The organism is Planktothrix prolifica NIVA-CYA 540, from assembly GCF_963864145.1.
In the GTDB taxonomy this organism is placed as follows: domain Bacteria; phylum Cyanobacteriota; class Cyanobacteriia; order Cyanobacteriales; family Microcoleaceae; genus Planktothrix; species Planktothrix agardhii.
Genome location: NZ_CAWLTW010000001.1, coordinates 4,262,486 through 4,288,995, shown reverse-complemented (window position 1 = coordinate 4,288,995; position 26,510 = coordinate 4,262,486). Strand labels below are relative to the sequence as shown.

Here is a 26,510-nt window from a genome sequence, read left to right as displayed (position 1 = left end):
CTTACACACCCTACGATGGTTAACTTTTAAGAACGATTTGCCAATTCTGACAATTGACTGGTTTCTGTATCTAATCTCCATTGTCCAACACTATCTAAACTCCCTTCTAAAAATTTAGTCCGACAAGCACGACGTTGAATTTTACCACTGGTGGTTTTAGGAATAGTTGTGGTTTTTAATAATACAATTGCAAAGACATCCACGGTATTCTGTTCGGCGATCGCCTGACGAATAGCATTGACGACTTCCTCAACGTTCAAGTTTCGTAAATACCGCCGTTCGATTTCTGCGGCAATAATTAACTGTTCTCCGAGTTCCGTTTCCACCGAAAACGCCGCACTATGTCCAGCACGAATAGCCGGGTGACAGGTATCTAGGGTAGCTTCAATTTCCTGGGGATAACGATTTCTTCCCCACAAAATCATCATGTCCTTGATCCGTCCCGTAATATACAATTCCCCGTCCTGTAAAAATCCTAAATCTCCCGTGCGTAAATAGGGCCCCCGTCCCTCGACATAAACCCGAAAGGTGGTTTCCGTGTCTTCGGGTTTATCCCAATATCCCAAACCCACACCTTTCCCCGATACCAAGATTTCACCCACTTGATCCGCGTCCCGGGGCGTTAACTCTTGCGGATCAACAATCATCACCTCATCTGCCAACCAGGGGAAGCCACAACTGACTAGCGATCGAGTTTTTCTGGACTGTGGGTTATTAGCCAGTGATGTTTCCTGTGTTTGGATGACTTGATTGTGTTCTAGGGCGACGGGATCAACCCAGAGAATATTAGGGGTTTGGTGTTTGTGTCCACCGGAAATAAATAGGGTAGTTTCGGCCATTCCGTAGCAGGGATAAAACGCCTCCGGTTTGAACCCACAGGGGCCAAAAATTTCTGCAAACCGTTTAAGGGTGTCCCAGCGTACAGGTTCAGCCCCGGAAAAGGCCACATCCCAGGAACTTAAATCTAACTGTTCTAACTTTTCAGGCGTCGCTGTCCTACAGACTAAATCATAGGCAAAATTTGGCCCGCCACTGGTGGTAGCCTGATATTCAGAAATCGCTTCTAACCAACGAAAGGGTTTTTGGACTAAAGCAACTGGGGACATCAAAGTAACGGGAAATGATCCATATAAAGGTTGAACAACTCCCCCAATTAATCCCATATCGTGAAATAGGGGAAGCCAAATTAACCCCTTACTATGATTGTGATGGCCAAAAGCTCTATAAATAATTGCCGAATTATGCAAAACATTTCCATGGGTAACAATTACCCCTTTTGGGGTTCCGGTGGAACCAGAGGTATATTGTAAAAAAGCGACGGTATCCCCGTTAATTGGCGGTTTTTGCCAGTCTATAGCGAGGTTTTGAGCCAAAAGGTCATCGGTCGCCACCCACCGTAGAGACGTGCCACGGCGCGTCTCCTCCTCTTTCTCCACAGAAAATTGTATTTTTAACTGTTCAATTAATGCTTTTGTGCTTAAAATTGCCCGACATTGAGAAGATTCTAAACGGGTTTGTAGCTTAACAATTGCTTGGGGGGAGACTGGAGGGTTATCGGTAACGGCGATCGCACCCGCATATAAACAGCCAAAAAACGCCGCAATAAATTCTAATCCCGCACTATAGGGATAAACGACTAAAACCCGATCACCTGGGGATAAAAATGATTGTAAATAAGATGCAATTTGGACAGCTTGTTGATGTAACTGTAGATAGGTCAGGGTTTGCTGACTCGTTTCTCCGTCGGCTAAAAACCGATAGGCGAGTTGATCCGGTTTAGATTCGGCGCGATCGCGCAATAAATCGACTAAATTAGAAAAACTGCTCATACCTTAATATAGAGTCCTAAAGGACTCACTACATAGAGTCCTAAAGGACTCACTACGATCAAGGTACAGTTTAGTATGAAAATTGCCATTATTTCCTCTGGTTTTTTCCCCGTGATTGATGGGGTTACGGTTAGTGCGATGATGCGACTCCAGAGGTTAAGTCAATGGGGACATGAGGTTTTATTTTTTTGTCCCGACTATAGCACCATTGAAAGTGTTTATCCCAATTGGCGAGAATATAGCGGCAATATTTTACCAGGTGTGCGAGTTTATAATTTACCTAGTACGCCATTTTTAGGATTAGATTTTGAACGTAACCCTTCTATTAAATCCTATTCTATTTTATTAAAAGAATTAGAAAAATTTCAGCCCGATTTAGTTCATGTTGATGAACCAGAAAGGCTATTTTTTGGATTTTTTAGACGGGCTGGAATAGACTATGCTAAAAAAGCAAATATTCCCTGTATTGCGTTTTTTAGAACTTGGTTTTTATCCTACGCTGAAGATTATATTCCCTTACCTAAATTTGCGGTAGAAATCATTAGAGAAATTTTTAGAAGGATTTTTGCTTGGATTTATAATGGCTATGATGTCACCTTATTTACCAGTAAAATCACCTATCAACTCGCCCCCCAAATGTCAATTCATAATGCGGTTTATGAGAATTTAGCCGGATTTGATGCCCAACGCTTTAACCCTAATTTAAAAGAAGAAGATTTTTTTAAAAAATATTATAATTTACCCGAATTAGATGGTTTAACTAAATTGATTTTTGTCGGTCGTCTAACCCCCGATAAAGGTTGGAATTTTACTTTAAAAACCATGGCAAAAATTGCAGAAAAAATTGATTTAGAAAAAGTCGGTTTTATTATTATTGGTGATGGACAAATGCAGGACGAAATTATCGAGGGTTTAACAAAATTTACCCGTCATGTCTATTTCCTGGGTCGGGTAGCCTATGACCAAGTTCCGGCGGTTTATGCTAATAGTGATATTCATATTACCACCTCGGAACGGGAATCGAGAGGATTAACCGTATTAGAGGCTTTTGCGTCCGGTATTCCCGTATTAGCTCCCCGGGCGGGAGGGTTAGTTGAAAATGTTATAGATGGGGAAAATGGATTTTTATATACTCCTCAAGATCCAGAAGATTTTACACACAAATTAAAGCAATTAATCGAAGATCCTCTATTAAGAAAAACCCTCGGAAATCAAGGAATGAAATCCGTCGGTAATTATAGTTGGGATGTAGTAATTAAAAATTTAGTTGATATTTGGGAACAAAAAATTTCAGAATAGTTAACTGTTTGAATCCGAATCATTGGGGGAATTAAGAATTAAGAATTAAGAATTACTAGAGTCAATCAACAAACTGATATAGCAGGGAACAGGCTGCGTCGTGAGCTTGTCGAACGAGAACAGGGAACACCGGAACAGGGGGAAACACTTTACCGTCTGGGTTCCAAGATCCGTCTGGTGTCTTAACTGCCTTGGCGGTTGCTATAACTGATGACTGATGACTGATGACTGATGACTGTTAACTGATACTAGAGCGATCTGTTAAAATTTCATAGCCGGTTTCGGTGACTAAAACCGTATGTTCAAATTGAGCAGATAGGGCATTATCAATGGTTACGGCTGTCCATTTATCAGATAAAATTTTAGTAAATCGAGAACCCGCATTCAGAATCGGTTCAATGGCTAAAGTCATTCCCGCTTTCAATTTAACATTAGGTAAAGAATGGGTACGAGCATTAAAAACCGAGGGTTCTTCGTGTAGATTTCTTCCCACTCCATGACCTGTAAATTCTTCTACGATTTTATAACCATTGGCTTCTGTATAGTCTTGAACTGCTCCTGCAATATCGAGTAAATAAGCTCCCGCTTTGACTTGTTCAATGCCTTTATATAAGGCTTCTTCAGCCACTTTAATTAATTTTTTTGCCTCTGAGGAAACTTCACCCACCCCAATTGTAATACAAGAATCCCCATGAAATTCTTGATAATAAGCCCCGGTATCAACTTTTAAAACATCTCCAGTACGAATCACCTTTCGACGGTTAGGAATACCATGAACAACTTCATTATTAATCGAAGCACAAATAGAAGCCGGAAATCCATGATATCCCTTAAAACTTGGGGTTGCTCCCATTTCCCGAATCCGTTTTTCTGCATAAGCATCTAAATCCGCCGTCGTCATCCCAGGTTGAACCAGTTCGGAAATTTCTTTTAATACCGTAGCCACAATTTTTGCAGCTTGTCGCATAGTTTCTACTTCTTGAGGTGATTTAATATAGATTCCTCTGCCACTTTTTTTTACTTGAGGGGAATTAGTTTGAGTCGGTTTATATAGAAAATCAGCGAGAATATTCATCGTGTTCGGAGTTAAGTGTGTTCAGATAAGATACTTTTAATAAATTACCCTAAAATTTCAAGTTTTGGGTTACAGTTCCAGACTAAAACTCCAACCCTGCTGTTTAAACCCTAAAGACTTATAGAATTGATGGGCGTTAGTCCGTTTTAAATTAGACGAAAGCATGGCTTTATAGCATCCCGCCTCGCGGCTGAGTTTGAGGGCTTCGTGCATCATGGCTTTACCTATTCCTTGATTTCTATAACCACAAGTGACAATCACGGCATCAATAACCGCAGATTTGCTGTGATGCAAAATCATGGGAATAAATAATAAGCTGAATGTACCGACTGGTTCATTGTTTAGCCATGCAATATAAATATTGTAGTTGGGAACTTGCTGAATTTGCTCAAAAATTTGTTCAACCTCCAATAGAGACATAGGCAATTCTCCATCCATTTCTGTATATAATTGGTTTAATAAACCTAAATCGGTGGATTTTACCCGTTTAATTTCTAATAGTATTGACATGATTCCCCTCGATTTTGAAAGATATAAAAATAGAAAAAGAGACGCGCCTTTGCACGTCTCTAGGGGTGGGAATGATATTTAGTTGGTAAACCCGTCTAAATTGAAGACCTTTTCTTCAGAACTATTGCCTAAATCTGTACTTCCATCCTCATTCAAATTAGGATTTTCTTCTGTTAAATGAGTGGGAGTTTCGGGAAGCGACGATTCACTATTTAAAGCTGTCCAAGTTGTTTGATTAACTTGATTACTGCTTTCTAAGCCTTGAGCAATTTGAAATTCATGCAGTGCGGCCAGGGTGCGAGAACCCAAAATCCCATCAATTCGGCCAGGATTATATCCTTTCGCCTCCAAACGTTCCTGTAATATACGAACGTCCGTTCCCCGGGAACCTCTGGATAAAACAGTATCCTCTTTAACTGTAACCGAACTAGCAACTTGAGGCTCCGCCGATAAAGCTTGCCAGGTGTCACGGTCTACAACCCCGGTCACTTCTAATCCTTTAGCCTGCTGAAACGCCTGCACCGATGCCGTTGTCCGAGGGCCAAAAACACTATCAATTTTACCTGGGGTGAACCCATGGGCTTTTAAGCGTTGTTGTAACCCCGTGACTTGGGAGCCTTCAGTGCCTTGGGATAATACCCGTTCCCGATGGCGAGGGGGTTGAGTTTCAGGTTGATAAAAGGGTTGAGAAAACAGTTCCCGTCTGGCTGTTTCTGCGTCTGTAACGCTTGAGTTTACCCCGGAATTACCGTTTTCCTGCCAGGATTCTGTGATTCCTGAACCAGAATTCGATGTTGCGAAAGCAACGGGAACAAATACAGGAAGAACTAAAGAAAACAAGCCGGCAATAATAGCAGTTTTAATCCCCATGGCTTTTACCCTATTTTTATAAAGTTTAACTTTACTAAATTCAAGTTTCTGAATTGAATCTTAGCATCAGGAGGCGATGAAGAAAAGAGTAAGTTGTTAAATTTTTACATAAAATTAGCCCTCTCGATCATCAAGGGGGGTAATAATATAGAAAAATCCGATCAAACTCAGATTAATGAAATCCAATTATAGATGCTACAGATTATCCCTCTACCCACGGTGTAGAGACGTTGCATTCAACGTCTCTACGGGAGGAATCTGTAGCCAACATTTCATGATGGAATATTAGACTGTTGCTAACTCAGGAGTAGGGCGTTTACTATGGCGAATTCCTTCAATAGCTTTAGCATAATCAGGAGCATTGAACACCGCAGAACCCGCAACAATGGCGTTAGCCCCGGCTTCCAACACTTGCCAAGTATTATCCCCTTTCAGACCGCCATCAACTTCAATCCAAGGATTTAAACCCCGTTCGTCGCACATTTGACGTAAGGCGCGAATTTTCGGCACAATTCCGGGGATAAACTTCTGTCCGCCAAAACCAGGGTTAACACTCATAATTAACACCAAGTCACAAAGCTCTAAGACATATTCAATTAATTCTAAGGGAGTAGAAGGATTCAAAACCACACCCGCTTGTTTACCCAGTTCTCGAATTTGGCCAAGGGTTCGATGTAAGTGGGGAGAAGCATTGTGTTCGGCGTGAACCGAAATAATATCAGCCCCAGCTTTAGCAAAACCTTCAACATATTTTTCCGGTTCCACAATCATTAGGTGGACATCCAGAGGTTTTTTAGTTACCGGACGAATAGCTTCCACAATTAATGGCCCAATGGTAATATTGGGAACGAAGCGACCATCCATCACATCAACATGAATCCAATCGGCGCCAGCTTCATCCACTGCCCGAATTTCTTCACCAAGACGACTAAAATCGGCTGATAATATAGAGGGGGAAATAACAATCGGTTTCTGGGTTGCGGTCATGGGGTAATCTGTTCTCCTGCATCTCAAGTTGTCACCATTGTATCAGAATCCTGGTATTGGGTTTACTGGTTTTAGAGGTTGAGAAAATATTTTCTGTTTTCGGTGCTTACTTTATTTTTTTCCTATGAAAACCAATCACATCTATGAGAATCCTGAACATGAACGGTTGCAGTTGTTTGTTTATTTAATTCCGATATTGGGTTTCTTCCCGGCATTGTGGACGTTATATCGACGGTCAGGCACAAAACAACAACAAGCCGCCAGTCGATTAGTGATTGTGTTAGCGTTCAGTTGGTTAACAGCACTGATATTGTTAGAAACTGGAGCCAATAGTGCGGAATCGATCGCCTTGCCGATGTTATTAACCAGTAGTCTATTGACAACCAGTTATTTTATTGTCAGTTTAGGCTTAATGATTAAAGTCTGGAAACGTCAACCGATATGGCTTCCTGGGATTAGCCAAATTGCTGAACAAGGATTAGGCAAACATCTGCCATAATAGGTTGGTTCTAAAACAATCCCCGGTTTTACCATCAGTGTATTATCTCTAAAAATTATTTATTAAGTGTGTGAGGAAGTCCGTGTCAGCACCAAGATATCAGAGTCAAAAACCATTGCCAAACCCGTCAAAACCCAATCTCAGGAAATTAGCTCAATCTAGTCCCGGACGATGGTTAGGAATGGGTTTAGGTTTAGCTGGAGTCGCCATGATTTCAGCCACCGCCGGAGCTTTATTAGCCGTGTCTCTATCGACAACACCCCTATTACAGCAAAAATTAACCCCCGAAGAAGCGGCGGTTTTTTCTAAAGGTCAAATGGCTACTACCAACATGAGACTGCCAGAATTAACCCGTCCGGTGAATATTTTGGTGATGGGGGTAAAGGTTTTAACCTCAGATTTGGAAGATGATTCCCAACCAAAAGCGGGATACCATGCTTTGGTGGATTCCTTTAAAGGGTTATCGGATACAATGCTATTAATCCGCTTTGATCCGGCTAATAAACAGTTAAAAGTATTATCCATTCCCCGTGACACTCGAACCTATGTAGAGGGTCGGGGAATGACTAAAATTAATGATGCCAACTATTATGGCGGCCCGGCGTTAAGTGCAAAAGCCACCAGTGAATTATTAGGCGGTGTGGGAATAGACCGTTATGTGCGGGTGAATGTCCAAGGGGTAGAAAAATTAATTGATGCCATGGGAGGCGTGAGTATTTACGTCCCCAAAGATATGAAATATCAAGATGATAGCCAACATCTCTATATTAATTTAAAACAAGGGGAACAACACCTAAATGGAGCGCAAGCCTTACAGTTTTTACGTTTCCGTTATGATGCTTTAGGTGATATCGGACGGGTACAACGTCAACAAATGCTAATTCGGGCGTTCATGGAACAAGCATTAAATGTGAGTACCATTTCTAAACTGCCTCAAGTTATGTCAATTGTTCAATCTCATATTGATACTAATTTAAGTTTAGAAGAATTAGTTGCCTTGGTTGATTTTGCCACTAATATTAAACGCGAAAATGTACAAATGTTGATGGTTCCTGGTCAATTTAGTGACCCGAAAGAATATCGAGCCAGCTATTGGTTACCCGATGCAGCCCGCTTAGAAAATGTAGTAGCTCAACATTTTGATTTTGGTCAGGATGTTTGGAAATTTGAGAATATTGATCCCAAAGATTTAAGAATTGCTATTCAAGATAGTAATGATAGTTCTGAGGCGATTGATAAATTAGTGGGCACTTTAAATGATGGAGGTTTTTGGAACGTAAAAATTTCTAAACCTTGGACAGAACCCTTAGAAGAAACTAAAATTGTCGCTCAGGATGGTGATATTAAGAGCGCTGAATTGCTACAAAAATCCCTGGGTTTTGGTAAGGTTGTCGTCGAAAGTACGGGATTTTTAGAATCTGACTTAACAATTCAAGTGGGGAAAGATTGGTTAAAAAAATACAATCAACCTAGTCCTGCTGCCTCTCCAGGGCTTGAATTAACTCCTAATTCAACAAAAAAATGATTGTCGGGGTTTGGTCTGCAAACCCTCTTAAGGGTTTCAAAATTACGCTCAAGAAACCGGGTTTCTAATTAAGATTAATTGGATTAAATCAATATTTGTTGAGAAACCGGGTTTCTGAAGGCGATCGCAGTTAACCAAATCTGAGTATTATACTCGAAATAACCAGTATTTCACAATCAAAATTAATAACAATTTCATACATAAAATTAATATTTCCGTTTGAGTTTATCAACAGAAATCAATCGATCTTCTAAAACATCTTCCTTGCCTTTTTCAAAAGATTCTTTAAACCCAGGAATTTTAAGTAATTCTTCTGTTGCTTCTTGACTTTCTCGTTCTGCTAAATACGATAAAAAATCCACAGCTACCATGAGTTTTTCAGGAGATAGCTGATCAACATATTGTTTAACTTGATTGCGAATATCAGTAACGTTCATAAAGTTATTTTGAATTGGGTTATTGTCTATTATATAATTTTTTTGAAGAATGCGATCGCACAATTTCAAGAAACCGGGTTTCTAATTAAGATTGGTCGCCTCAAATCAAGCTCTGTTGAGAAACCCGGTTTCTGATTCATTATTTTTGTTGATCACAGCGAACTTTAATATATTCTCGAATAATAAAAGATAAACCAAATAAAACCTGATCAGATTCAATTATTTTTATTAAATAGCGTCTCGTCAAAGAGTCTAACCCATTAATTAAATTAATTGACGATAACGATAAACTTTCTCTTAAATGTTCTCTGGATACCGGGTGATTATCCTGACTTAATTCTATAATAATCTGTTGTTCAATGGGTGATAATCGCTCAAATAATTGACTTAAACGAGATTGAATAGATTCTGTTAAAATCAAGCTATTTTCCTTTAAAAATTCAGAGACTTTACCGCTAAAGAGTTTTTTAATTAAATTTGCAATATCTTTTAAATAAACCGGATTTCCGTCATACAATTGAATCAGCATTGACCAACTTTCCTGATCTTGTAAACCATAGTTTTTTAGAATATCAATACTATTTAACGCTTCCAACTCCAAACACTGAACCGGATATAATTCTTCATCTAAGGATATCATTTCTTGGCATTTTTCCTGACTGATTAAAATTAAACTGCTTTGGTGTTCAGTTTCAGTGATCATTGTTAAAAAGGGTTGATAATCTCGATACTCACTTTTATATTGTCCGGCTAATTTTTCTTTAATAAATAATTCCTGTACTTCATCGAGGATGATTAAACATTTTTTATCACGGAAAAGATTTAAAATTTGAGTTAATTTATTATCAGCTAAAACTGAATCAGTATTAATATTTGTTAGAATTTCAGTTAGAATATGATCTAAAGATGGGGAGAGTTTGATATTTTTCCAGATAATAATATCAAAGTGTTGTAAGTTCAGGTCAACAAATTGTTTAACTAGGGTGGTTTTACCGATACCACTTAATCCTAAAACTGAGGTTAGACGAGTATTTTGATCAATTAACCAGTGGGATAGGGTGTTAAGTTCGGTGGTGCGATCGTAAAAATAGGTTATTTTAGGAGCTATTGTTAAATCGTGATAACCTGTGCTTTCAGCTATTTTATCTTCATCATTGATAGATGGATTCTGATCATTTTGAGGAGAAAAAGGACACCAAGTAATCTTACTGTTTACTAAACCAACAAACTGAGGTGAATTTGTAACTCTTTCTAAAGTCCAACTAAAATTGGATTTATTAACATTTTCTCCTATTTGTTCAGATAGAACTTTAAATAACTTGCGGCTAATATCTCCAATATAGTTTTTACTATCATACCCACATTCATCCGCAATTTGATTGTAAGTTTTTCCTTGCCAAAGTCCTTGAACAACAGCTTTTTCTAAATCGTCTAGGTGTTCTCCTGTTTTTTTCTGCACCAACTGATCCATTAACTGTAAAACTTCTGTAATAGTCATAAAGTCCAGGTAGAGTAATAATTCTAGCCATTATAACTTACTCGAAATCGATCAAATCAGTTCTTTTCAGGTTTCGCCTTAAAATTTTGTTACAAAAAATTCAATAAAATCAGTTCTTTTTAGTGTGCAGCGTTCTGAACAAAAGAATTACTATAAAAAAAGTTGAGAATAAGCGAGAAATAACAGAGGTCAAAGTTTATGGCTGATACTCAAGGTGTTAAGTATGCAGTGGACTTGGTGATGTGTATTGATGGCACAGGTTCAATGGGTCATTTAATTGAACAAGTCAAGTCATCCGCTCTGAAGTTTTATCAGCAGCTAGAAGCTGAGATGACAAAACAGACTAAAAAAATTGATCAACTCAGAACTAGAGTGATTGTATTTCGGGATTATTGGCACGATCCCGCCGATCAGGTGATGCAATGTTCCGAGTTTTTTGACTTGCGATCGCAATCCTCGGATTATGCTAATTTTGTCTCCAAAATTGAAGCTGATGGTGGGGGGGATGAACCTGAAAATGGCTTAGAAGCCCTAGGGTTAGCACTCAAGTCTAACTGGGAGAAAGGCGACTTTAGCAAACAAAGATGTGTTGTCGTTGTTTACACCGATGCCAGCACTCATAGTTTAGAGAAACTTTCAAAACCTAGTCATTATCCTAATAATATTCCAAAAACCTTTGATGAGTTGACCGATTACTGGCACGAAATGCCAACATCAGCCAAGCGTTTATTATTGTTTGCGCCTGATGCTGAACCCTGGACAGTTATGGGAAGTTGGGAAAATACGATTCATTATGTTTCGGAAGCAGGTCAGGGATTAGAAGAAACAGACATGGAGCAAATTTTAAACGCGATCGCCAAGAGCATATAAGCGGGTTTTTACTTCCTGAATTAAGTTGACTTAATCTAATAAAAACATTGGGTTAAGTTAACTTATTAAGTCAAAAATGATTTCAGAGCAAAATAATCGGCTTTGTTACTTTTTGAATCGAGTTAACTCTAAAAAATTAAATCGAGAATTAAGTTATGACTATGACTAAATTCAATTTAGTAGTAAATATAGAAGTAGCCGAAGACAAAGGCGAAGATGCTAACCTAGCTGAAGATTTTGGGCCAACTTTTTTGATGGGTGTATTTGATGGTTTGGGAGGTCGATCTGCTGGCTATGGTAAGGAAACTGGGGGGCGAATTGCGTCAGAAGAAGCTTGTAAAATCAGTAAAACATTCTTTAAACAGTGGAATAGTCAAATAACATCAGAAAATGTTCTTCAACTGCAACAGCAGATTTGCCAATCACTGAAAGTTAAAGCCGATATTCATATCCCAAAAACTTCATCTCGGTTAAAGGGTTCTTTAATGGAACATAGACTCTGTACGACGCTGGCGCTGGCTAGGATTCTCAAGCAACAAACACAGGAAAAAATTTTTGAAGTTGATATCGCTTGGATGGGAGACTCACGAATTTATTTTCTCAGTCCAACTAAAGGTTTACAACAATTAACGAAAGATGATATAGTCACTCCCAAAGATGCCTTAGAAATGCTGAGACAAGATCCACCAATGTCTCAATATTTAACGGCTGATATCAATCCTAGATGGCAGATTCATTTTCAGCATTATAGATTTGAAGAAATGGGTTGTTTTTTAGCTTGTACTGACGGGTGTTTTCAGTATGTTTCTGCCCCTTGGGAGTTTGAAAAATTGTTGCTAGAGACACTCTCTCAGTCAGAAGGAGAGAAAATGGATAATAATAATTGGAAAAAATTAATCGAGCAAAAGTACATTGAGATTAAGCAAGATGATGTTTCTTTGATTCTCTATCCAGTTGGTTTTAATGGCATTAAGCATTTAAAAAATGCTTATCAGGCTCGTTTGCAGTATCTCCAAGATAATTTTATTTATCCTACTGCTAATACTCGCTACGATGATTTACAAAAGTTGTGGCAAAAGTATCGAATTGATTATGAACATTATTTACCATTGATTCAGAACATTCAGCCTAGTTTACCCTCTATTCAATCTACTCAGCAAACAGCTACTGATCTATCACAAAAATCTGATTTTTCTGCCATTTCTGTTACTTCAGCAAGTTCTAGTTTGAGTACAAATACATTTCAAGAACTTAGTCAATCATTCAAACAGAAATCAGCCGCTAAGGCTGAAGAAATTCAAATTTTGTTAGATCGGGCTTATTCTAATTATGAAAATAATCAGTTAAAACCAGCTCAAGTTTTGTGTAATCAAGTTTTGGAGATTGATCCTCATCACAGTCAATGTAAATATCTTTTAGGATTGGTTTACAATAAATTAGCTTTCTCTGAAACAAATCACTCTGAAAAGACAAAGTTATTCCAAAAAGCTGTTATCTACTTGAAAGAATTTATAAACAATCCTGGGGAAAACCTCAAAGAGTATTATCGAACTCTAGGGTCTATTTACTATCAGCTAAATCAATGGGAAGAAACAGTTAAAAATTATCAAGAATGTTTTAAATGTAAGGAGGCTGAAAAACTCGAAGGTTGGGAAGAACACTTAGAAGCATTCGTTAAATCACTTAATTTAATCAATAATAAACATGAAGCATTAAATGTAGCTATTCAGTTTTGTCATCGTCTAACCACTGTTTTACCATACGGAAAAAATGCTTACCCTTATTACTTTATGGCAGTTTTACAAGAAATAAAAGGAGACTTAAATGCAGCATGGAGTAGTATTCAAATAGCTATGAACATATATAATTTGTCTTACTCTTCTGGAGTTAAGTATGAAAGCGTGCAAAAAGCAAGACAAAAGTATCAAGAAATTCAAAATAAGTTAAACTACAGGGGGTATTATTAAGCCATGTCTTATAAAAAGGGTGATGTGATTACTGACAAATATCTAGTAACCCGTGACTTTGATAGTGCTAACGGCGGTCAATGTCAATGGGGTTTTGCTCTAAATATTAAGGATGGAAATGAATATTTTGTCAAAAAATTTCTTAGTCCAGTTTATCCAGGTGAAAAAGCACCAGGGAGCGAAAAAGGCAAGCAAAAACGACGCGATCAGTGTGAGGAATTTGCTAAAAAACAAATAGCAATTCAAAATGCACTATCCGTTTGTGGTTCAGGTGGTTCAGTAGTCGTGATGGTAGACTTTTTTAAATATGGGGATGAGTATGGTGAACATTTCTTCAAAGTCTGCCAAAAAGTCGATACTAGCTCTTTATCCAATAAAATACATACACTGGACTCACAAAAGCGTTTATTTGTGATGCTAACAGCAGCAGGTGCTCTAAAAATTTTACACGGAAAGGGCATTGTCCATCTCGATTTGAAACCGGATAATGTGCTAATTCAAACATGGGAAGGAAGACAAGTTGCTAAAATTATTGATTTTGATAGTAGTATTATTGAAGGAGAATTAATCGCGGCAGAATTTTTAGTCGGCGATCCGGTATATTATTCCCCTGAATTTGCTAAACATATTGCCACAGGTGGAGAAACGCCCGCACCCACTAAAAAATCTGATATTTTTTCCTTGGGGTTAATTTTCTGTCAATATTGGGTGGGTAGTCGTCCGGTTTTATCAGAAAGCTATACTTATGCTCACGAAGCTGTTCTTAATGGGGAAAAACTTGAACTACCACCCAGTAAAAATACAGGTAAATTGCGTGGAACTCTCGTTCAAAAAAGTGTTCTTGATGAACAAGTTCATGAACTAATAAAAAAAATGTTAGCTTTAAACTATGAAAAAAGACCCGATATCACTCAAGTACAACAATGGCTAGGAGAGCTTCATAATAATGGGACTTTATCCTCTGGTAAAAAGGGTAAGAGTAAAGATGGTAAAAATACCCTAATCATTAATATGAAACCGAAATTATAAAGGTTTTAATTCTATGAAAAAAACTTACAAGTGTAAAGAGTGTGGCAATGAAGTTGTTGTACTGATGAAGCCCTCTGAGTGTGAGGTTTGTACAGGTCGAGAATGGACGATATTAGCTACGAGTAAACCTATTAATTCAGGAAATGGATCTATGGCTATTGATAAAGACATATTTTCTTCGTTTAAGTTTCGCTCAACGGTAGAAAGTTACTGCCAAAATCTTGACTGGAATATTTATAAGATTGACAATAAAACGGCAGTAATTAAGTTCAATATGGAATCAGGAAGCACGCAAACTGTATTTATTATCAAGTACGATTTGACCATTGAATTTTCTTGTCCAAGTGGCCTAAAATTTGACGATGTAGATGATATCCCCCATCGTTTATCTACGTTACTTCTCCAAAAAAATGCTCAGTATAAATTAGGATTTTGGGGCATAGAAAATATCGGTGATCAACAAGTTTTTTCGATTATTCATAACGCCGAAATGAGCTTAATTGATGTTGATTATTTCCGTAGGGTAGTTATTCATTTAGTACACGAATGTGATGAATTTGAACGAACTATAGAAGACTTAATAAACAGTTAATGGATAACCATGATCAAGATTTGCGATCGCCTTCTTTAAAAAAAAGCGATCGCATAATTCCTGACCCACCCCCGAACTTGCTTAACTATCCGTTAGGACATATCCGCCTGAGAGGATCAAAATCAAGGACATACCCAGGTGAAAGTTCGCAATCCTGTATCGATCCGAGGGAGCAATGGCAACCCCATATCAAAATTACGGGTGTCCTCACTACACATTGACCCCAATAACGTTACATTAGGTTGTAGTATCTCAATAAAAATTTACATCGGGACATTAAAACCTATCATCGTCTCCCCACCAGGGATGACAACTCTATAAAAATAAACGTCATAAGGGAGTGAGCATAAAAAATGTTTGAATACTTCTCGGATAAGGCAATTAAGGCGGTGATGTTAGCTCAGGAAGAAGCCCGACGCCTGGGACATAACTTTGTAGGAACAGAACAAATTCTTGTGGGCTTGATGAGCGAGGGAACCAGTGTCGCCGCCAAAACCTTGAAGGCGCAAGGGTTAAGCCTGCGGGAAGTCCAAAAAGAAGTTGAGGCAATTATTGGCCGTGGGTCGGGTTTCCTCCCGGTAGAAATTCCCTTTACCCCTAGGGCCAAACGCATCTTTGAAACCGCGATGAAAGAAGCGCGACAAATGGGGAATAACTATATCGGCCCCGAACATATCTTACTCGGATTACTCCAAGATAACGAAGGAGTAGCATCAAAAGTCCTAGAAAATCTGGGGGTTGATCGTTCTCAAATACGGACTGAGGTGATTAGAGCCCTCGGGGAAGAAGTCAGCGTCGCCCCGGGAGGAGGCGGTCGTGGAAAGTCTGCCAAAACCGCCACCTTGGATGAATATGGCACTAACTTAACCCAACTAGCCGCCGAAGGCAAACTTGACCCGATGATTGGTCGCCAACGGGAAATTGAACGGGTAATTCAAATTCTGGGACGACGCACGAAAAATAACCCCGTGTTAGTGGGTGAGCCCGGCGTCGGAAAAACTGCCATTGCGGAAGGCTTGGCCCAACGCATTGTTAATAACGATGTTCCCGATGTCCTCGAAAACAAACAAGTGATCAGCTTGAGCATGGGAACTTTAATTGCTGGAACTCGTTTTCGGGGGGAATTTGAAGAACGCCTAAAAACCATTGTCGAAGAAATTCGTACCGCCGGAAATATCATTTTAGTGATTGATGAAATTCATACCATTGTGGGTGCGGGTTCCATTGAAGGGACTATGGACGCCTCCAATATGCTTAAACCTGCCCTCGCCCGGGGTGAGTTGCAATGTTTAGGGGCGACTACCCTGGATGAATACCGCAAATATATTGAACGGGATGCGGCCCTGGAACGGCGGTTCCAACCCGTGATGGTCGGTGAACCCACCGTGGAAGAAACCGTGGAAATTCTGTTTGGGTTGCGTCGAGCATACGAGCAACACCATCAATTAACGATTTCCGATCAGGCATTATACGCGGCTGCGACCCTATCCGATCGCTATATTAGCGATCGCTTTTTACCCGATAAAGCCATTGATTTAATTGATGAAGCAGGTTCCCGAGTTCGGGTAATGAATTCTAAAGTTCCCCCCGAATTACGCGAATTAAAACGGGAATTAACTAAAGTTATTGCCGAAAAAGAAACGGCGGTCAAACTTCAAGATTTCGATCAAGCCAGTGAACTGCGCGATCGGGAATTGGAAATCAAAGATAGACTGGAAACCCCGACTCAAAAAACCAATATAGCGGGTACAGGTTTAATTGTTACTGAAGACGATATTGCCGAAATTTTAGCGGCTTGGACAGGCATTAATGTCAATAAATTAACCGAATCGGAATCGGTAAAATTATTGAAATTGGAAGATATCTTACATGAACGTTTAATTGGTCAAAATGAAGCGGTTGGGGCCGTTTCTCGTGCTATTCGTCGCGCCCGGGTGGGATTGAAAAATCCCGATCGCCCCATTGCCAGTTTCATTTTTTCTGGCCCCACGGGAGTCGGAAAAACCGAATTAACTAAAGCCCTAGCCACCTATTTCTTTGGGGCAGAAGAAGCGATGATTCGTTTAGATATGTCGGAATATATGGAACGACATACGGTGTCTAAATTAATCGGTTCTCCCCCAGGATTTGTTGGCTATGAAGAAGGCGGGCAATTAACTGAAGCTGTCCGTCGTCGTCCCTATACGGTGGTGCTATTTGACGAAATTGAAAAAGCCCATCCCGATGTCTTCAATTTGTTATTACAAATCTTAGAAGATGGTCGTTTAACCGATGCTAAAGGTCGCACGGTCAGTTTCAAAAATACCTTAATTATTATGACCTCAAACGTGGGTTCTAAGGTAATTGAAAAAGGCGGTGGTGGTTTAGGATTTGAATGGGGTGCTGCTTCTGAAGCAGATCAGCAATATAACCGGATTAAAAATTTAGTCCATGAGGAACTCAAGCAATATTTCCGACCGGAATTTCTTAACCGTTTGGATGAAATTATTGTCTTCCGTCAATTGGAAAAATCCGAAGTTAAACAAATTGCCGAAATCTTACTCCGAGATCTGTTGGCCAGGTTAATGGAAAGGGATATTACTTTAACGGTGAGTGAAGGGTTTAAAGATCATTTAGTCAATGTGGGTTTTGATCCTAAATATGGGGCGAGACCGTTACGTCGGGCTTTAATGAATCTGTTAGAAGATGCCTTAGCTGAAGCCTTATTAGCTGGAACAATTAAGGATGGCGATCGGGCATTTATTGATGTGGATCAAGAGGGGAAAGTCACGATTTCACCCGGAGATCATGCCCTTAATTCTATTAATGAATACGCTGTTACCAATTCCTAATTCACTTTAATTCTCATCTAACCCGTCTTACTCCGGTAGGGCGGGTTTTGTATATTAAGTTCACTGTCTTAGTTGAAGATCGATAATTGAGCCCTGAAGGGCTCACTACGGTGTTAAGATACAATACAAATCAATTAACAAGAATTATTCAGGATACTGTTGTGACAGAAGCCAAATCCTATAAAGATAGCGTCAACTTGCCCCAAACCAAATTTGATATGCGGGCAAATGCCGTGAAGCGAGAACCGGAAATCCAAGCATTTTGGGCTGAACAGGAAATTTATCAACGCCTGTCACAAAATAACCCCGGTGAACTGTTTATTTTACATGATGGCCCCCCCTATGCGAACGGGGCGCTGCATATTGGTCATGCTCTGAATAAAATTCTTAAAGATATTATTAATCGCTATCAAATTTTGCAGGGTCGTAAAGTTCGTTATGTTCCGGGGTGGGACTGTCATGGTTTACCCATTGAATTGAAAGTATTACAAAACATGAAAGCCGGGGAAAGGGAACAATTAACCCCCTTAACTTTGCGTCACAAAGCCAGAGATTTCGCCTTACAAACTGTTGAACAACAAAAAATCAGTTTTCAACGCTATGGAGTTTGGGGCGACTGGGAACACCCCTATTTAACCCTAAAACCCGAATATGAAGCCGCCCAAATTGGCGTATTTGGAAAGATGTTTTTAGAGGGATATATTTACCGAGGACATAAACCTGTTCACTGGAGTCCGAGTTCTAAAACCGCCTTAGCTGAAGCGGAATTAGAATATCCTGAAGGTCATGTTTCTCGAAGTTTATTTGCCGCTTTTAAACTGTTAACGGTATCTGAACCTTTGCGGGAATTATTAACCCCATTTTTATCGGAATTAGGGGTAGCAATTTGGACTACAACCCCCTGGACAATTCCCGGTAATTTAGCGGTTGCAGTTAACCCCATGTTAAATTATTCCGTTGTGGAAGTCGGGGAAAGTGACAAACCTGTGGGTTTTAAATATTTAATTGTGGCAGAAGATTTAGCTGAACAATTATCAGTAACCTTGGGTTATTCATTAACAGTTAGAGTCACCTTTAAAGGCAAGGATTTAGAAAATTGTACCTACAAACATCCCCTATTTAATCGCAAAAGTCCGATAGTTATTGGGGGAGATTATATTACCACGGAATCCGGTACGGGATTAGTTCATACTGCCCCCGGTCATGGTCAAGAAGACTATATTGTGGGTCAGAAATATGGCTTACCAATTTTATCCCCCGTGGATGATCAAGGAAACTTTACCGATGAAGCCGGAAAATTTGAGGGATTGAATGTTTTAGGTGAGGGAAATGGGGCAATTATTGATGCTTTAACAGAAGTTAATTCCCTATTAAAAGAAGAACCCTATCAACATAAATATCCCTACGATTGGCGCACGAAAAAACCGACGATTTTTAGGGCTACAGAACAATGGTTTGCCTCCGTTGAAGGGTTCCGAGATGCGGCTTTAAAAGCAATTTCTGAGGTGAAATGGATTCCCGCCCAAGGAGAAAATCGGATTACTTCCATGGTTGCTGATAGAAGTGATTGGTGTATTTCTCGACAACGAAGTTGGGGAGTTCCGATTCCGGTTTTTTATGACGAAGAAACTAACGAACCGTTATTAAACGAAAGCACAATTAATCACGTTCAAACTATTATTGCTGAACAGGGTTCCGATGCGTGGTGGGAGTTATCAATTGAGGAATTATTACCCACAGAATATCATAATAATGGTAAGACCTATCGCAAGGGAACCGATACCATGGATGTTTGGTTTGATTCCGGGTCTTCTTGGGCGGCTGTTGCTAATCAACGACCGGAATTACGCTATCCTGCGGATATGTATTTAGAAGGTTCTGATCAACATCGGGGCTGGTTTCAATCAAGTTTATTAACCAGTGTCGCTAACTATGGTCACGCGCCCTATAAAACCGTATTAACCCATGGATTTGTCCTCGATGAAAAGGGGATGAAAATGAGTAAATCCATAGGAAATGTGGTTGATCCTGCAATTGTAATTGAAGGGGGGAAAAATCAACAGCAAGAACCGCCCTATGGCGCTGATATTCTGCGGTTGTGGGTGTCCTCGGTAGATTATTCTTCCGATGTTCCTTTGGGTAAAAATATCCTCAAACAGATGGGAGATGTTTACCGCAAAATTAGAAATACTGCCCGATTTTTATTGGGGAATTTGCATGATTTTGATCCGATAAAAGATACGGTTAAATACGAAGAATTACCGGAATTAGACCAATATATGTTACACCGGATTACGGAGGTTTTTACTGAAGTAACAGAATCCTTTGAAAGTTATCAATTCTTCCGATTTTTCCAGGTTATCCAGAATTTCTGTGTGGTGGATTTGTCTAATTTCTATTTAGATGTTGCCAAAGATCGGTTATATATTAGTGGGGCTGATGGGTTTCGGCGTCGCAGTTGTCAAACGGTTTTAGCGGTGGCGTTAGAGAATTTGGTAAAAGCGATCGCTCCCGTATTATGTCATACAGCCGAAGATATTTGGCAAAATATTCCCTATTCTCCGCCCCAGACTTCTGTATTTGAAGCGGGTTGGGTGACATTAGAAAAACAGTGGGAAAAGCCAGAATTAGGGACGTTATGGCAACAGTTACGACAAATTAGAAGTGATGTTAATGTTGTCATGGAAAAAGCCCGTCAGGACAAAATGATTGGTGCATCCTTAGAGGCTAAAGTGTTGTTATATATTGCGGATGAGGATTTGCGTCAACAGATGCAACAAATGAACCCCAAAACCACCGAATTAAAAGCAAATAATGGGGTTGATGAATTGCGTTATCTGTTAATTTGTTCCCAGGTTGAACTATTAGATACTCCTGAACCTTTAAACGGTTTACAATATAACCAACAGTTTGAAGATTTGGGAATTGGTGTGGTGAAAGCTGATGGGGAAAAATGCGATCGCTGTTGGAATTATTCCGTCCATATTGGGGAATCAAAAGAAGATCCTACCATTTGTGAACGGTGTATTGAGGCGTTAGCAGGAACCTTTTAAAACTATTTCTAAAAGTAGTAAGCCCTTTAGGGCTTTCTTCCCCAGAAGACTAAGCCCTAAAGGGCTTACTACAAAGCGGTTTATAAATCTTGTTTTCTGATAAAAGATGCGATTCTCAAAAATATTAATTGCCAATCGAGGGGAAATAGCTTTACGAATTCTTCGCACCTGCGAGGAAATGGGTATTGCGACGGTTGCTGTTCATTCAACGGTGGATCGCCACGCCCTTCATGTCCAACTGGCCGATGAAGCCGTTTGTATCGGGGAACCCAGCAGCAGTAAAAGCTATTTGAATATTCCCAATATTATCGCCGCCGCCCTGACTCGTAACGCCACGGCCATTCATCCCGGCTATGGATTTTTAGCCGAAAACGCCCGATTTGCCGAAATTTGTGCCGATCATGATATTGCCTTTATTGGCCCCACACCCCACGCCATGCGGTCAATGGGAGACAAATCAACGGCCAAGGAAACCATGCAACGGGTCGGAGTTCCCACCGTCCCGGGCAGTGATGGACTCCTGAGTGATGATAAAGAAGCCCTACAACTGGCCCGCAAAATCGGTTATCCGGTGATTATTAAGGCCACCGCCGGAGGTGGAGGTCGGGGAATGCGGTTAGTTAGGGAAGATTCGGAACTCCCCAAACTCTTTGCTGCGGCCCAAGGAGAAGCGGAAGCGGCTTTTGGTAATCCGGGGGTTTATTTAGAGAAGTTTATTGAACGTCCTCGCCATATTGAAATTCAGATTTTAGCTGATAATTATGGCAATGTAATTTACTTAGGAGAAAGGGATTGTTCAATTCAAAGACGTCACCAAAAACTATTAGAAGAAGCACCCAGTTCTTTTATTACTCCTAAACTGCGTCAAAAGATGGGATCGGCTGCGGTAAAAGCGGCTAAATCTATTAATTATACCGGGGCGGGAACCGTTGAATTTCTAGTTGATCAATCGGGAAATTTCTATTTTATGGAAATGAATACCCGGATTCAAGTGGAACATCCGGTTACGGAAATGATCACCGGATTAGATTTAATTGCTGAACAAATTCGCATCGCCCAAGGGGAAAAGTTATTATTACATCAAAATCAAGTAATTTTGCGGGGTCATTCTATTGAATGTCGGATTAATGCTGAAGATCCTGAACATAATTTCCGCCCCCACCCCGGACGGATTAGTGGTTATTTACCTCCTGGGGGAAATGGGGTGAGAATTGATTCCCATGTCTATACGGATTATGAAATTCCTCCCTATTATGATTCTTTAATTGGGAAATTAATTGTTTGGGGGCCAGACCGTCCGACGGCGATTTTAAGAATGAAACGGGCGTTACGGGAATTTGCGATTACGGGAGTTCCGACAACGATCGGATTTCATCAAAAAATATTAGAAAATCCTGAGTTTTTACGGGGAGAAATTTATACTAATTTTGTGGAAAAAATGATGAAAAAAGGAGAATAGAAAACCCGGCAATTATGGGATAATGGAAGCAAGGGCAACTCGCCCCCATAACCTAAAATCTAACTCAGACCCTAAGTATCGGGAGTAAGTGAGGTGAAAACAATCAATATCTAACCCTTATAATTATTCAACTTTTTGTAAAGATTTATGAATAAAGTTTAGATTTTGCAAAGATTTCGGGTTCAAATTTAAAGATTGAGTGAAATTAAGACTGATCAGATGCTGAATTGATACTTCATGAGGGTGATTAGAGTATATTAGAGAATATTAAGGGTATTATAAGCACGTTCTCTGATGCGGAAGCGGGTTTTTAGCCAAGATTAGTCAGAAATCGGACTAACAATTAGCTCTGCATTCGAGGAGTAAACGAATACCCCACAAACCATAGGGGGTAGACTATGACAGGATTAGAATTAGCAATTTTTATTGTAGGGCCGTTAGTGTCATTTTTATTTGCGATCGCGCTAACACCCAACAAAGCTGAAATTATTTCCGATCAAGAACATTCTCATATTTAGTCAAGATTTACGGGACTTAGGGGGAAAGTCTCGTAGTCTATAGTCAGATTATCTTGACGCTTAAAATTAATGATAGGTTCCCGAAATATTAAACGGTTTTCACAGATTCTACTTGGTGGTATCAGTGGAATATTTATGGTGAGTTTTAATCACGGAGAAGTGGCTGTTTCCTTGTCTATTGTTGGACTGCAAGCTGAAAATTTGGTGATCACACAACCGATTTATTCTGCTGAAAATGGGATGGAAGATCCGACAATTCCCCCATTAGGAAAACCAGACTCTTTTATTCCTAGAAAACCTTTTCCACCACCAAATTTAAAGAAACCAGAAAAACCCTATTATTCTTTAATTCCAGAACGCTATAAAGGCAAAACTGTTCATAATGTTTCCCCTCGAAATCAAGAAAAAGTTATTGCCTTAACATTTGATGATGGCCCCTGGCCGGAAACACCCAAGGTCTTAACTATTTTAAGACAGTTTAATGTTAAAGCTACCTTCTTTATTTTAGGTCAAAACTTACTGTTATATCCTGACATTATCAAACAAGTAGTTCAAGAAGGTCATGGGGTTGGGAATCATACTTGGACGCATTCTTATCCAAAAATGGAACCGCAAAAAGCTAAAGCTGAAATTGAAAATACATCGGCAAAATTAGAGTTAATGACGGGGTTAAAAACCCGGTTATTTCGGCCTCCTGGGGGAATTTTAGATAATGGTGTTGCCGACTATGCCCGCAGTAAAAATTATGCGGTTATTATGTGGTCTATTGATACGAAAGACTTCCAAAAACCAACGGCGACCGTATTAGCAAATCGGGTTTTAAATCAAGCTAATCCAGGGGATATTGTGTTAATGCACGATGGTGGCGGAAATCGTTCTGAAACCATAGCAGCGTTAAAAATTATAATTCCTGAATTACAAAAACGTGGCTATCGGTTTGTAACAGTTTCCGAATTATTATCATTATCAGAATAATCGTAGGGTGCTTGTACTACAACACATAATATTTATATTCTACAAACATCCAAGGGAACAATAATTTTATCTAAACTCATTTTCAATCATAAATTGTAGTGAAACCGTAGTAAGCCCTTTAGGGCTGAGTCCTAAAGGACTTACTACGAGGAGGGGAAAAAGCGATCGCTAAAATCCCAATAAAACATATAGTTTATAATATCAGGGTTTAATATATTAGAACAAGTTATAAAAATTTTGCTAGAATAAATGAGGGACTAAATTAGAGGCTAAGAACTCATGATGGTGCAAACCGTTACTAAAACCTATAGCTTTGAAGACTATCTCAATTATAAAGATGATACCGATCTCAAGTCTGAACTATTTAATGGAGAATTAATTCAGATGACTCCTGCAAGTGGATGGCATTCGGATATTGTTGATTTTATACAAGAACAATTCAAAATAGAGATCCGTCGGTTAACATTAGATTGGGTGGTGCGACCTGGAACTGTGGGAGTCAGAACAGGAATCAGAAAATCACGCATTCCTGATGTATTAGTAATGACAGAAACTCAACGTCAATTTCTCAGCACATTATCCTCAGCTATTCTGGAAGAACCTCCTTTATTAGTCGTTGAAATTGTTAGTCCGAATAACCCCGATGATGACTACCGTTATAAACGTTCAGAATATGCCGCATTAGGTATTCCTGAATATTGGATTATTGACCCACAAGCATTAAAAATATCAATTTTAACCTTAGTTTCGGGTTTATATGAAGGGGTAGAATTTAGAGAAAAAGATATTCTAAATTCTATAACTTTTCCTGAATTAAAATTAACCGCCGAACAAATTTTAAATCCTTTTTAGTCTCCCCTCGTCCCCCTCGTCCCCCTCGTTTCTAGGTTCTACCTAGAAATGCCAAAAGGAGGCTCTGCCTCCTGTTATAATATTTGAGGCAGAGCCTCAGAATTGGCATTCCCATGCAGAGCATGGGAACGAGGAATTCAAAATTAGCATTCCCATGCAGAGCATTGGAACGAGGAATTAATCAATTAAACGGATAAATTTCTTCTTCCCAACTTGCAGAACTTTACCCTTTAATTCATCAATAGAATTAAATATTATATCAACTTCAGAAATGCGATCGCCATCTAACTTAACCGCACCCCCTTGAATTTCTCGCCGCGCTTCACTGCTGGTTTTGCATAACTTACTCGCACTGAGAATATAAAATAACTTAGCCGGAAATTGAATCTCAGCTAGGGAAAACTCCGGGACAGCTTCTGCTGTTTTAGCATCCCCTTGAACTAAGGTTAAAGACGCTTTTTGTGCCTCTAACGCGGCTTCTTTTCCATGAAATTGAGAAGCGATTTCTAACCCTAATAACTTTTGTTTTTCCCTGGGATTTTCTGGTAATTCATCCAAGGGAAGATTAGTTAATAGTTCAAAATATTGGTTTAAAAGATTATCTTGAACCTTCTCCAATTTAGAATACATGGCTAACGGATCTTCCGATAACGCCACATAATTTCCCAGGGATTTCGACATTTTTTGTACCCCATCCGTCCCAATTAAAATCGGCATTAATAACCCAAATTGAGGTTTTTGTCCAAAATGTCTTTGTAAATCCCGTCCCACGGCTAAATTAAACTTTTGATCTGTGCCACCGATTTCAATATCCGCTTCCACCGCGACGGAATCATAACCCTGCATTAATGGATAGAGAAATTCATGCAAATAGATCGGATTTTCCTGTTCAAACCGCAGGGAAAAACCCTCTTTGGCTAACATTTGTCCGACGGTCATGGTTGCCAATAATTCTAATATTTTAGGTAAATCTAATTTTGATAACCATTCCGAATTGTAGCGAATTTCCAACCGTCCGGGGGTATCAAAATCCAAAATCGGACGCAGTTGTTCTAAATAGGTTTGAGCATTTTTCTGTACATCTTCCGAGGTTAATTGACGCCGGACTTCCGATTTTCCCGTGGGGTCGCCAATTCTAGCAGTAAAATCCCCAATAATTAAAACAGCGATATGGCCCGCATCTTGAAAAGCGCGTAACTTGCGAATCGGGATACTATGACCCAAATGAATATCCGACGCCGTGGGGTCAATGCCAAATTTAACTCTTAGGGGTCGATTGGTTGTCAATAATCGTTGACCTAAATTCTCATCAGGGTTCTCAGAGTTGATAATTTCAGGGAAAATCTCAGTAATCCCTCGGCGAAGGGTAGGAAAATTTTGTAGAGACGCCGCCAATTCTATTGGTACAGACGAGGGACTAATAGCCATGATCTTAAAATTCTTTTGCCAATTTAGGGTAAAATCCGTTAACCTTGATCCCGGATAGGAAATTTTTTTGATTTATTATGTAGGTACTTCACCTGCACAATGTCAATCTTATATGCTATCACTCGAAGCTAAAAAAAGTTATCGAGAATTTGGGTCTAAAACCCCGTGCTTCTAGCACGGCTTTGGATTAAGATAGAGATGGTTGAAATCCCCAAGGTGGGCGGTTGTGAAGCGGCTTTTAGTCGGCACCCTCGAACCTGAAAACTCCTTGAGAGTAACAAGAAGGGTAGCGAAAACCTTGTAAAACAGAGCTAGAGAATCAACCCATTCTCATTACCAGAAAACACATAATTTGGTTTGATCAATTAAGGTAGGGCGGGGCACGCCCGAACTCTAGGTCGTATCCT

Annotated in this window: 20 protein-coding genes; 12 read left to right on the top strand and 8 right to left on the bottom strand. The window is 39.5% G+C overall.

Annotated elements, in window-relative coordinates; all coding sequences use genetic code 11:
- Positions 1–26: 26 nt before the first annotated feature.
- Positions 27–1,829 (bottom strand): fatty acyl-AMP ligase, encoded by a 1,803-nt coding sequence (locus tag AC559H_RS18860; protein WP_026795277.1) that lies wholly within the window; start codon positions 1,827–1,829, stop codon positions 27–29.
- A gap of 75 nt (positions 1,830–1,904) precedes the next feature.
- On the opposite strand from AC559H_RS18860, the gene AC559H_RS18855 reads away from it, so the two are divergent.
- Positions 1,905–3,128, top strand: coding sequence for a glycosyltransferase (locus AC559H_RS18855; RefSeq protein ID WP_026795278.1), 1,224 nt, complete (start codon positions 1,905–1,907; stop codon positions 3,126–3,128).
- 238 nt (positions 3,129–3,366) lie between these two features.
- Here AC559H_RS18855 and map read toward each other — a convergent pair whose 3' ends face one another.
- From map to rpe, 4 genes are all read right to left on the bottom strand, one after another.
- Positions 3,367–4,203 carry a type I methionyl aminopeptidase gene (gene map / locus AC559H_RS18850; RefSeq protein WP_026795279.1) on the bottom strand — a complete coding sequence of 279 codons (837 nt, stop codon included), beginning with the start codon at positions 4,201–4,203 and terminating at the stop codon, positions 3,367–3,369.
- Positions 4,204–4,272: 69 nt separating this feature from the next.
- The gene (locus AC559H_RS18845) at positions 4,273–4,713 is read right to left on the bottom strand and encodes a GNAT family N-acetyltransferase (protein ID WP_043938966.1); all 441 of its coding nucleotides are present in this window, start codon (positions 4,711–4,713) and stop codon (positions 4,273–4,275) included.
- Between the two features lie 78 nt (positions 4,714–4,791).
- Entirely contained in the window at positions 4,792–5,583 is a 792-nt protein-coding gene (locus tag AC559H_RS18840) for a peptidoglycan-binding domain-containing protein (protein WP_051319454.1), read from the bottom strand.
- Between the two features lie 285 nt (positions 5,584–5,868).
- A complete protein-coding gene (gene rpe, locus AC559H_RS18835) occupies positions 5,869–6,570 on the bottom strand; it encodes a ribulose-phosphate 3-epimerase (protein ID WP_026788036.1) in 702 nt (233 codons plus the stop codon).
- A gap of 124 nt (positions 6,571–6,694) precedes the next feature.
- Between rpe and AC559H_RS18830 the strand changes: the two genes are divergently transcribed.
- Complete coding sequence (locus AC559H_RS18830) at positions 6,695–7,069, top strand: hypothetical protein (RefSeq protein WP_026788037.1); 375 nt, start codon at positions 6,695–6,697, stop codon at positions 7,067–7,069.
- A gap of 82 nt (positions 7,070–7,151) precedes the next feature.
- A complete protein-coding gene (locus AC559H_RS18825) occupies positions 7,152–8,594 on the top strand; it encodes an LCP family protein (protein WP_036831198.1) in 1,443 nt (480 codons plus the stop codon).
- A gap of 206 nt (positions 8,595–8,800) precedes the next feature.
- Here AC559H_RS18825 and AC559H_RS18820 read toward each other — a convergent pair whose 3' ends face one another.
- Positions 8,801–9,031 carry a hypothetical protein gene (locus AC559H_RS18820; protein ID WP_026795282.1) on the bottom strand — a complete coding sequence of 77 codons (231 nt, stop codon included), beginning with the start codon at positions 9,029–9,031 and terminating at the stop codon, positions 8,801–8,803.
- 139 nt (positions 9,032–9,170) lie between these two features.
- Positions 9,171–10,529, bottom strand: a complete 1,359-nt coding sequence (locus AC559H_RS18815; RefSeq protein ID WP_026795283.1) for a helix-turn-helix domain-containing protein — start codon at positions 10,527–10,529, stop codon at positions 9,171–9,173.
- A gap of 198 nt (positions 10,530–10,727) precedes the next feature.
- On the opposite strand from AC559H_RS18815, the gene AC559H_RS18810 reads away from it, so the two are divergent.
- The 9 genes from AC559H_RS18810 to AC559H_RS18770 all read left to right on the top strand — a co-directional run bounded on the left by AC559H_RS18810 (position 10,728) and on the right by AC559H_RS18770 (position 24,675).
- Positions 10,728–11,399, top strand: coding sequence for a vWA domain-containing protein (locus AC559H_RS18810; RefSeq protein ID WP_026795284.1), 672 nt, complete (start codon positions 10,728–10,730; stop codon positions 11,397–11,399).
- Positions 11,400–11,554: 155 nt separating this feature from the next.
- Positions 11,555–13,366, top strand: coding sequence for a protein phosphatase 2C domain-containing protein (locus AC559H_RS18805; RefSeq protein ID WP_026795285.1), 1,812 nt, complete (start codon positions 11,555–11,557; stop codon positions 13,364–13,366).
- Positions 13,367–13,369: 3 nt separating this feature from the next.
- Positions 13,370–14,395: a protein kinase domain-containing protein gene (locus tag AC559H_RS18800; RefSeq protein ID WP_026795286.1), complete on the top strand. Its 1,026-nt coding sequence runs from the start codon at positions 13,370–13,372 to the stop codon at positions 14,393–14,395.
- Between the two features lie 13 nt (positions 14,396–14,408).
- Positions 14,409–14,987, top strand: a complete 579-nt coding sequence (locus AC559H_RS18795) for a hypothetical protein (RefSeq protein ID WP_193372503.1) — start codon at positions 14,409–14,411, stop codon at positions 14,985–14,987.
- 353 nt (positions 14,988–15,340) lie between these two features.
- The gene (locus AC559H_RS18790) at positions 15,341–17,818 is read left to right on the top strand and encodes an ATP-dependent Clp protease ATP-binding subunit (RefSeq protein WP_026795288.1); all 2,478 of its coding nucleotides are present in this window, start codon (positions 15,341–15,343) and stop codon (positions 17,816–17,818) included.
- A 161-nt stretch (positions 17,819–17,979) separates the two neighbouring features.
- Entirely contained in the window at positions 17,980–20,871 is a 2,892-nt protein-coding gene (ileS, locus tag AC559H_RS18785) for an isoleucine--tRNA ligase (RefSeq protein WP_026795289.1), read from the top strand.
- 106 nt (positions 20,872–20,977) lie between these two features.
- Positions 20,978–22,330 carry an acetyl-CoA carboxylase biotin carboxylase subunit gene (accC, locus tag AC559H_RS18780; protein WP_026795290.1) on the top strand — a complete coding sequence of 451 codons (1,353 nt, stop codon included), beginning with the start codon at positions 20,978–20,980 and terminating at the stop codon, positions 22,328–22,330.
- Positions 22,331–22,917: 587 nt separating this feature from the next.
- A complete protein-coding gene (locus AC559H_RS18775; protein WP_026795291.1) occupies positions 22,918–23,823 on the top strand; it encodes a polysaccharide deacetylase family protein in 906 nt (301 codons plus the stop codon).
- A 279-nt stretch (positions 23,824–24,102) separates the two neighbouring features.
- A complete protein-coding gene (locus AC559H_RS18770) occupies positions 24,103–24,675 on the top strand; it encodes a Uma2 family endonuclease (RefSeq protein ID WP_233423093.1) in 573 nt (190 codons plus the stop codon).
- Positions 24,676–24,852: 177 nt separating this feature from the next.
- Here AC559H_RS18770 and tyrS read toward each other — a convergent pair whose 3' ends face one another.
- Positions 24,853–26,103 (bottom strand): tyrosine--tRNA ligase, encoded by a 1,251-nt coding sequence (gene tyrS / locus AC559H_RS18765; protein WP_026795293.1) that lies wholly within the window; start codon positions 26,101–26,103, stop codon positions 24,853–24,855.
- Positions 26,104–26,510 lie beyond the last annotated feature (407 nt).

What these genes read in the sequence shown, in the direction of transcription:
- AC559H_RS18815 (WP_026795283.1), bottom strand. Translation starts at nt 10,529, where the DNA reads ATGACTATTACAGAAGTTTTACAGTTAATGGATCAGTTGGTGCAGAAA.
- AC559H_RS18840 (WP_051319454.1), bottom strand. Translation starts at nt 5,583, where the DNA reads ATGGGGATTAAAACTGCTATTATTGCCGGCTTGTTTTCTTTAGTTCTT.
- AC559H_RS18770 (WP_233423093.1), top strand. Translation starts at nt 24,103, where the DNA reads ATGATGGTGCAAACCGTTACTAAAACCTATAGCTTTGAAGACTATCTC.
- rpe (WP_026788036.1), bottom strand. Translation starts at nt 6,570, where the DNA reads ATGACCGCAACCCAGAAACCGATTGTTATTTCCCCCTCTATATTATCA.
- accC (WP_026795290.1), top strand. Translation starts at nt 20,978, where the DNA reads ATGCGATTCTCAAAAATATTAATTGCCAATCGAGGGGAAATAGCTTTA.
- map (WP_026795279.1), bottom strand. Translation starts at nt 4,203, where the DNA reads ATGAATATTCTCGCTGATTTTCTATATAAACCGACTCAAACTAATTCC.
- AC559H_RS18830 (WP_026788037.1), top strand. Translation starts at nt 6,695, where the DNA reads ATGAAAACCAATCACATCTATGAGAATCCTGAACATGAACGGTTGCAG.
- AC559H_RS18775 (WP_026795291.1), top strand. Translation starts at nt 22,918, where the DNA reads ATGATAGGTTCCCGAAATATTAAACGGTTTTCACAGATTCTACTTGGT.
- AC559H_RS18860 (WP_026795277.1), bottom strand. Translation starts at nt 1,829, where the DNA reads ATGAGCAGTTTTTCTAATTTAGTCGATTTATTGCGCGATCGCGCCGAA.
- AC559H_RS18820 (WP_026795282.1), bottom strand. Translation starts at nt 9,031, where the DNA reads ATGAACGTTACTGATATTCGCAATCAAGTTAAACAATATGTTGATCAG.
- AC559H_RS18805 (WP_026795285.1), top strand. Translation starts at nt 11,555, where the DNA reads ATGACTATGACTAAATTCAATTTAGTAGTAAATATAGAAGTAGCCGAA.
- AC559H_RS18855 (WP_026795278.1), top strand. Translation starts at nt 1,905, where the DNA reads ATGAAAATTGCCATTATTTCCTCTGGTTTTTTCCCCGTGATTGATGGG.
- AC559H_RS18800 (WP_026795286.1), top strand. Translation starts at nt 13,370, where the DNA reads ATGTCTTATAAAAAGGGTGATGTGATTACTGACAAATATCTAGTAACC.
- AC559H_RS18845 (WP_043938966.1), bottom strand. Translation starts at nt 4,713, where the DNA reads ATGTCAATACTATTAGAAATTAAACGGGTAAAATCCACCGATTTAGGT.
- AC559H_RS18810 (WP_026795284.1), top strand. Translation starts at nt 10,728, where the DNA reads ATGGCTGATACTCAAGGTGTTAAGTATGCAGTGGACTTGGTGATGTGT.
- tyrS (WP_026795293.1), bottom strand. Translation starts at nt 26,103, where the DNA reads ATGGCTATTAGTCCCTCGTCTGTACCAATAGAATTGGCGGCGTCTCTA.
- AC559H_RS18795 (WP_193372503.1), top strand. Translation starts at nt 14,409, where the DNA reads ATGAAAAAAACTTACAAGTGTAAAGAGTGTGGCAATGAAGTTGTTGTA.
- AC559H_RS18790 (WP_026795288.1), top strand. Translation starts at nt 15,341, where the DNA reads ATGTTTGAATACTTCTCGGATAAGGCAATTAAGGCGGTGATGTTAGCT.